Here is a 6,149-nt window from a genome sequence, read left to right as displayed (position 1 = left end):
GCCGGCCGGCAGGTCGGAGATGATCTCGGCCTTGTAGGCCTCGCCGATCTCCTTGAAGTGCTTGATGGCCTCGTCGCGGTCCCAGACCTCGCGCACGATCTTCTCGTCGCGGTCGACGATCTCCTTCATGCGCTGCTCGATCGTGGCCAGATCGTCCAGGCTGAAGGGCGTCTCGCGGGCGAAGTCGTAATAGAAGCCGTCCTCGATCGCCGGGCCGATGGTCACCTGCGTGCCGGGGAACAGCTCCTGCACCGCCTCGGCCATCACGTGGCTGGCGTCGTGGCGGATGGTGTCGAGCGCCTCGGGACTGTCGCGCGTCAAGATCTCGAAGGCGCCGCCCGCGGGCAGCGGCCGGTCGAGATCCAGCAGGGCGCCGTCCAGCTTGATCAGCAGGGCGCGTTTCTCCAGCGACTTGGCGATGGAGGCGGCGACGTCGCGGCCCGTGACGCCATCGTCGTACTGGCGCTGGGAGCCGTCAGGGAAAATCAGGTCGATCATGTTTCACAGGTCCATTTCCGGGCGGCGGCGTCAGCCTTCCCGCGCGGTTGGGGAACCGGGTCATAGCCCGAACCTCCCCAGGGATTGCAGCGACACAGCCGCCGGGCCGCGAGCGAAGCGCCGCGCCAGGGGCCGTGACCGATCAGGGCGTCCGCCGCATATTCCGAACAGGTCGGAAGAAACCGGCATTGGCGCCCGATCAGGGGCGAGAGCGTCAGCTTGTAGGCGCGGAGCGCGCCCCTGACGCAGGTTTCATAGAAAGTCATGCCGGCTCGCGGACTTGCGATTCAATCGCAGCGATTACGCCGAGCTAGGTCGGGGATCAAGCCGCGCCGGCGCGGCTAGTTCGCGCCATGGCCTGGCGGACAGCGTCGGCCGCGGCCTCGAACGCGAGCAGCGCGGAGGCGTGGCGGGCGGGATAGTCTTTCACCGGGGCCAGCATGGAGAGATCCGAAAAGCGTCCTTCGGGCGGAGTTGCGCCCTGCTTCAACATAGCACGGAACTGGTCCCGGGCCATCTCGATCTCCGAAAGCGAGGCCCCCAGCACGTTGGCGCCCAGCACGGAAGCCGAGGCCTGGCCGAGCGCGCAGGCCTTCACCTCCTGGGCGAAGTCGCTGACCAGGCCGTCCTCCAGCGCCACGTCGACCACCACGCGGCTGCCGCAAAGCTTGGCGATCTTCTCCGAACTAGCGTGCGGCGCGGCCAGCCGGCCGCTGTGCGGCAGGTTGGCAGCCAGCTTCAGCAGTTTCGCCGAATAGAGGTCGTCGATCATGAGCCTGATGTAGGGCTCCCGCCCTGCCCGCGCCAGCGGGCCTCGGCCTGCGCCTTCAGGGCCTCATTCATGGCCTGGAAGCCGCGATGGACCTTGCGGCCGATGCGCTTGACCACGCGGGGCCCCAGCAGGCCGCCGAACAGCTCGCCGTTGGAGACGATGCAGCTCGCCACGTCCAGGATCTCGATCTCGATGAAGCGGGTATTGTTCACCAGCCCGCCCATCATCTTGAGCTTCCAGTGGAGTTGGTCGTTGGGCACCCACTCCAGCACCACCGGCTTGATGACCTGCAGGGGCTCGCCCTCGAGCGCCATGGTCAGGGTGAGCTCGCTGCCGATCCGGACCTGGCCCTCGGCCTTCACATATAGCGGGTTCCAGTCGGCCCAGCCCTCCAGGTCGTAGATGAGGTCCCAGATCACCTCGGCCGGCGCGTGCACGCCGATCCGATGCTCCACCCGCACGCCGCTCGGCCCCGCGGCCTTGGGCGCGACATTGAACGTGAACCCCGCCGCCGGGGTGAAGGTCTTGGGTCTGTTCTGGTTCATTCCAGGCATCAGGCCTGCTCCAACTAAGCTCGTCCCCGCTTAGGCGAGAACCCAAGCAAGCGGTCCGCCTGGGCTTCAAATCTCGTTGAACTCTTTCGGTTCAGGATTCAACGCCTGAATAAAGTAGGGTTTCCGGCGACGAGGCTCACGTCCTCACCATCGGCTTCGCAACCGAGGTCACTTCACTTGGGAATTCGAGTGGCTGCGCTAGGCGCACCCATCCTCGCAACCCAGCCAACGCCGCAAAGCAGCAATTTCCTGCGCCCGATCTCGAATCCAGTACCGGGGCGGTTTCGCTAGCGACCGACAGGCCTCCTCAATCTCTCCCATGCGGTACAAGGTGGCGGCTAAGCACAGTTGGGTCGGGCCCCACTTGTCCGAGGCTCTTCCAAACCATCGGGCCTGTTCCTCAAGGGGCCGCATCCTGTCCAGGAACGGCAGGAAGTAGGCCTCCACCTCCGCCGCCATTTCATCGGGCCCATTCGGGTCTCGACGCCACCAACGGTCGTTTCCGTCAATGAACTGGCCGATCCTGACGCCACCGACGAACGCCGGAGGAGACGAACCCGCCGGAAGCGCCTCGATTAGGATGGCTTCTGTCGTCAGGTCCTTCGTGTAGACGTTGGTCGTCACGCCTGCATAAGAACTCACCTGCAGGTCCACCATATCTAGGTGGCCATCACGCGTCCGAAGCCAATCCTTGCCTTGCCGCTCGAACCCGGCAGGCTGAAGTACGCGATCCAGAGCGCGAGTATAAGATCTAGAACTCAAAGGTAGGGTTTCGGATTGTAGTAGATGGCCCGCGTCTTGTTCCCAGTCTCGTTCTCATACTTTCTCGCTCCGCGCGCACCAGCAATGCGCCCCGATGGGGTGTCTGGCTTATACTCCATTTGAAATCTCTTGCCAGGCGCCGCTGGGCTACGGAGGGGCGCACCGACATCTGGCTTCAGCCTTGAAGTTGTCGACTTCGGCTCGTATTCCCAGCCGGGCTTTTCCTTCAATCGATCTCGCAAGGCTTCATGAGCTCGACGTCCCGCACGGGTCGCCCAGTTGTCGCCGACCCGGCGAAATGGCTCACGCTCAATCAATTCGAGAGGAAGACGCTTTAGCTGCGGTCCTGCAAGGCGCGCCGCCATCGCGCCCACGCCCTCAACACCCATAATTACAGCTGCAGGAGCGAGCGCCGGAACAGCCATCCAACTATTCCTTTGGCTTTCTGCATGAACGACCTTTCGGAACGCCTCCTGCTGACGGCGGAGTTCGGTCAGGTCGTCGGCAGGCTGCGCTCCTTTCGTAGGCTCAACCCGCCGCACTCCATTGCGCTCATCGACAATCCTCTGCCGACGCGCCATCCACTCAGCAGTGGTTTCGTCGTCATAGTTGCTTCGCGCAAATTGCTGCCCCGCCACGCCGACCCCTTCTCGTCTTGATGAAATTGGCCTGAGCGCTCCGCACGCCGCCGCATCGGAGCCGCCAGACTGCGATCTGAAGCTACCGGAGCAACCTCAGATTGGGCAGTTATATACTTGACGGAACATAGGGCGATTCGTATTCCAGGTGGGACAGGCCGGCGCCGGGGGAAGCTCCCCCACTGAGATCGAAGTCACGCCCGATATGATTGAGGCGGGGGTTACGCGCCTTCTGGATTTGCTAGAGGCGGGGACCAGTTCAGCTTACGTGGCTGAGGAGGTCTTTCGGGCAATGGCCAATCCGGCGCTCCAGGCGCGGCCCCAAATCCAGCCGTGTACCTAACAGAGCCCCAGATAAGGCCGACATATTCGAAGGTGTGGGACATAGAATCCGCTAGGTCGCGGATGCTCTCAAGGGATCCGACGTAGGGCTTTAGAGTGCCACTCTTGTCGGACGCCAACTTTAAGAAAAGAAGCCCTTCGGGGGTCACTTTTTTGAAGTGTGCGTGGGCCAGGAAGTTCCGGTTCTCGGTGCAGATGTCGTAGCACTTGAGGGCAAACAGGACCGCCTCGCGCTCCGTGTCTGTCTTGGCGTGCGCCTCGACGAGTGATCGCAACAGGTCGATCCGGTCGCGATTGTGAAGGGCCGAAAACAGGTAGTTGGTCGCTCGCGCGGGCGTCTTAAGGTACTCCATGAAGAATAGAAACATGGACTCCTCAAGCCGGACGTAGCCGAGCAGAACGGCGCCTACGGCTTCAGCTAGCCCAGGAGGCCAGTTGGAGTGTGGGGCACCGGCCTTCCAAGTCCCGACAGGGTACATCATGACTGAGAAGCCTCCTGAAGACGAACCGGGCGCCCAAGAGCGCTTTGACCGTGGCGTGGCGAACGCGCTGAAGACGCCGCCGAAGCCGCACAATCCGCCGCGATCAGGTCGGGAGCAAACTGGCGCTCGTGACCGTGGCGGCAAGCGAGGACGCGCAGATGACGGACAGCCCTGACGATGGCATCGACTGGACCGGCGTGGACCTTGAGGTTGCGCGACATGTTTGCGCGCAAGGTGAGACCTACCTCAAGGCGCAGCAGCAATCGGCGACCGCCGCTGATCAGCGCGCCACGACTATGGCTAGCATCCTCGCGGTGACATCGGCCGCCCTCGTGGCGGCGGCAGTCAACTACGCAACAAAGGTCGATGGGGCCGCATTGGTGGCCGCATTGTTCGCAACCGCGGCCTGCCTTCTCGCGGGCGCCATGTCGGCGTTCTGGGCGGCACGGCCCGTGGACTTCGCTTTTCCCGGCAATAGCCCCGAGAGCTACTACACCTGCCTGAACAGCGACCTCGCCACCGTCCTCGGTGGCGAGGCAGAGAACTACAATCGGCACATCGAAGCCAACAACCGCCTGATGGGCACCAACCAATGGCCGGTGCGGATCGCCATGGGGCTGGCGGTGTTGGCTCCGCTGATCGGCGCGCTCGTCTATTTGTGCGGCGCCTAGCCCTTCTTGCCTGGCTTGGAAGCTGCCGGCTTGCCCGATGACTTGCCCGGCGCGCTTTCCACGACCGTAGTCTTGGGATTGTTGGCCGCGTATTTCTTGGTGACGAATTGGCCGGACCCAGCGTCACGCGCGTTGCCAGTAGGCTTCTTTGCCATAGCTTGTCCTCCCCCAGTTGAGAGAGTCGAGCTTACAGCTTCGCCTTGCGGAGTCGAATCAGTCTGCGCGCTTTCTGCTTACGCGTTCGCGCTTTCACCAGACCGCCGATAGGTCAGGCGCTTGCCCGTGGTGGCCTTGAGCATCGCGTCGGTGCGGATGGAGTCGGTATCGAGGCGGCTGTTGTAGCGGTAGTCGAACTCGGCGAGGTAGCGCGCCAGATGGGCCTCGCTGACGTGGTGATAGGTGCCGTACACGCCACGCTTGAGGATCGAGAAGAAGTTCTCGACCGTGTTGGAGTGGATCGGGCCGCGAACGTACTCGCCGCGAACGTGATCGACGGAGCCATGCGAAGCGAACTCGGCGCCCATCTTGGGATACATGCGAGCGCCGTCCGTCATCAGGTTGGACTTGCGGCTGGCGTGCTTCACGACGATGGGGCGCAGGGTCTTGGACGTGACGTTGGCGACGTGGAACGAGCGGGCCTTGCCGTCGCGCTCCACCAGGGTCACGACGGCTTGCTTGCCGCCCAGGTGATCGCGCTTCGCCATGCGCTTGTTGCGATGCTTGTTGGCTTCCTTGCCGCCCATGTAGGTCTCATCGACTTCCACGGTCTTGCCTTCGCCGCCTAGCGGGCCGGGGTTCTCTTCGGCCATCGCCGCACGGATGCGATGCGCCATGAACCAAGCGGTCTTGTAGGTCACGTCGAGCGAGCGGTGGAGCTGGTGGGCGCTGACGCCCTTCTTCGATGACGCCATGAGGCGGAAGGCCAGCAGCCACTTCGCCAGCCCGACGTGCGAGCGTTCAAACACCGTCCCGACCGTCACCGTGAACTTGGTGCGGCAGGACTTGCAGATGTAGGTGCCGGGCTTGGTGGACTTGCCGCCAAGCAGGGTGACTTTCTCACACTCGCCGCAATGCGGGCAGTACGCGCCATCGGGCCAACGCTGCGCTTCCAGGTGGAGGCGGGCGGCTTCGTCGTCGTGGAAGATTTTGTCGGTGAGGTTCATGGCTCGTTACGTCACTGTTTGCGATGCGCCAGAAGGGATTGAATATCGGCTGGTTGATACTCCAGCACCGCCTTGCAGCGGGGGCACGGGATCAGAACCGGCTCGTTCACTTCCTCTGACTGGTCAGCGAGCGGGAAGGTCACACCGCAGCCCTTGCACTGAATTCCGCGATACGTCTGGCCGGGCTGGTGAAGGGTCATCGGCGTCTCCTGCCTGTCATGACGAATCTACCGCCGAGCGGTCTGTTCCGTCAAGTATATAACTGCC

At 63.2% G+C, this 6,149-nt stretch carries 11 protein-coding genes; 2 read left to right on the top strand and 9 right to left on the bottom strand.

Going from position 1 to position 6,149, the window contains the following annotated elements:
• From Q8Q77_RS12405 to Q8Q77_RS12385, 6 genes are all read right to left on the bottom strand, one after another.
• Positions 1–498: TGS domain-containing protein (locus Q8Q77_RS12405; RefSeq protein ID WP_305583890.1), on the bottom strand; the 498-nt coding region annotated here is incomplete at its 3' end.
• Entirely contained in the window at positions 495–764 is a 270-nt protein-coding gene (yidD, locus tag Q8Q77_RS12400; protein ID WP_305583889.1) for a membrane protein insertion efficiency factor YidD, read from the bottom strand. The genes Q8Q77_RS12405 and yidD, both read right to left, overlap by 4 nt.
• A 56-nt stretch (positions 765–820) precedes the next feature.
• Positions 821–1,270, bottom strand: a complete 450-nt coding sequence (locus Q8Q77_RS12395; protein WP_305583888.1) for an iron-sulfur cluster assembly scaffold protein — start codon at positions 1,268–1,270, stop codon at positions 821–823.
• Positions 1,267–1,815 carry an SRPBCC domain-containing protein gene (locus Q8Q77_RS12390; RefSeq protein WP_305583887.1) on the bottom strand — a complete coding sequence of 183 codons (549 nt, stop codon included), beginning with the start codon at positions 1,813–1,815 and terminating at the stop codon, positions 1,267–1,269. Before Q8Q77_RS12390 ends, Q8Q77_RS12395 begins: the two co-directional genes overlap by 4 nt.
• A gap of 207 nt (positions 1,816–2,022) precedes the next feature.
• The gene (locus Q8Q77_RS20720; RefSeq protein ID WP_371130450.1) at positions 2,023–2,586 is read right to left on the bottom strand and encodes a DUF4304 domain-containing protein; all 564 of its coding nucleotides are present in this window, start codon (positions 2,584–2,586) and stop codon (positions 2,023–2,025) included.
• Positions 2,583–3,011: a hypothetical protein gene (locus Q8Q77_RS12385; RefSeq protein ID WP_305583886.1), complete on the bottom strand. Its 429-nt coding sequence runs from the start codon at positions 3,009–3,011 to the stop codon at positions 2,583–2,585. The genes Q8Q77_RS20720 and Q8Q77_RS12385 overlap by 4 nt, the downstream gene beginning before the upstream one ends.
• 24 nt (positions 3,012–3,035) lie before the next feature.
• Between Q8Q77_RS12385 and Q8Q77_RS12380 the strand changes: the two genes are divergently transcribed.
• Positions 3,036–3,245: a hypothetical protein gene (locus Q8Q77_RS12380; RefSeq protein ID WP_305583885.1), complete on the top strand. Its 210-nt coding sequence runs from the start codon at positions 3,036–3,038 to the stop codon at positions 3,243–3,245.
• A gap of 200 nt (positions 3,246–3,445) precedes the next feature.
• Here the strand turns inward: Q8Q77_RS12380 and Q8Q77_RS12375 are convergent, their stop codons facing one another.
• Positions 3,446–4,048 carry a hypothetical protein gene (locus Q8Q77_RS12375; protein ID WP_305583884.1) on the bottom strand — a complete coding sequence of 201 codons (603 nt, stop codon included), beginning with the start codon at positions 4,046–4,048 and terminating at the stop codon, positions 3,446–3,448.
• 128 nt (positions 4,049–4,176) lie between these two features.
• Here Q8Q77_RS12375 and Q8Q77_RS12370 point away from each other — a divergent pair, with 128 nt between their 5' ends.
• Complete coding sequence (locus Q8Q77_RS12370; protein ID WP_305583883.1) at positions 4,177–4,719, top strand: hypothetical protein; 543 nt, start codon at positions 4,177–4,179, stop codon at positions 4,717–4,719.
• A gap of 233 nt (positions 4,720–4,952) precedes the next feature.
• Here the strand turns inward: Q8Q77_RS12370 and Q8Q77_RS12365 are convergent, their stop codons facing one another.
• Together Q8Q77_RS12365 and Q8Q77_RS12360 are read right to left on the bottom strand one after the other, a co-directional pair.
• Positions 4,953–5,882, bottom strand: a complete 930-nt coding sequence (locus tag Q8Q77_RS12365; protein WP_305583882.1) for an IS1595 family transposase — start codon at positions 5,880–5,882, stop codon at positions 4,953–4,955.
• 11 nt (positions 5,883–5,893) lie between these two features.
• Positions 5,894–6,082: a hypothetical protein gene (locus Q8Q77_RS12360; protein WP_305583881.1), complete on the bottom strand. Its 189-nt coding sequence runs from the start codon at positions 6,080–6,082 to the stop codon at positions 5,894–5,896.
• Positions 6,083–6,149: the final 67 nt, after the last annotated feature.

It is taken from the genome of Phenylobacterium sp., from assembly GCF_030698145.1.
GTDB lineage: Bacteria > Pseudomonadota > Alphaproteobacteria > Caulobacterales > Caulobacteraceae > Phenylobacterium.
This window is presented reverse-complemented; position numbering and strand designations above follow the sequence as displayed.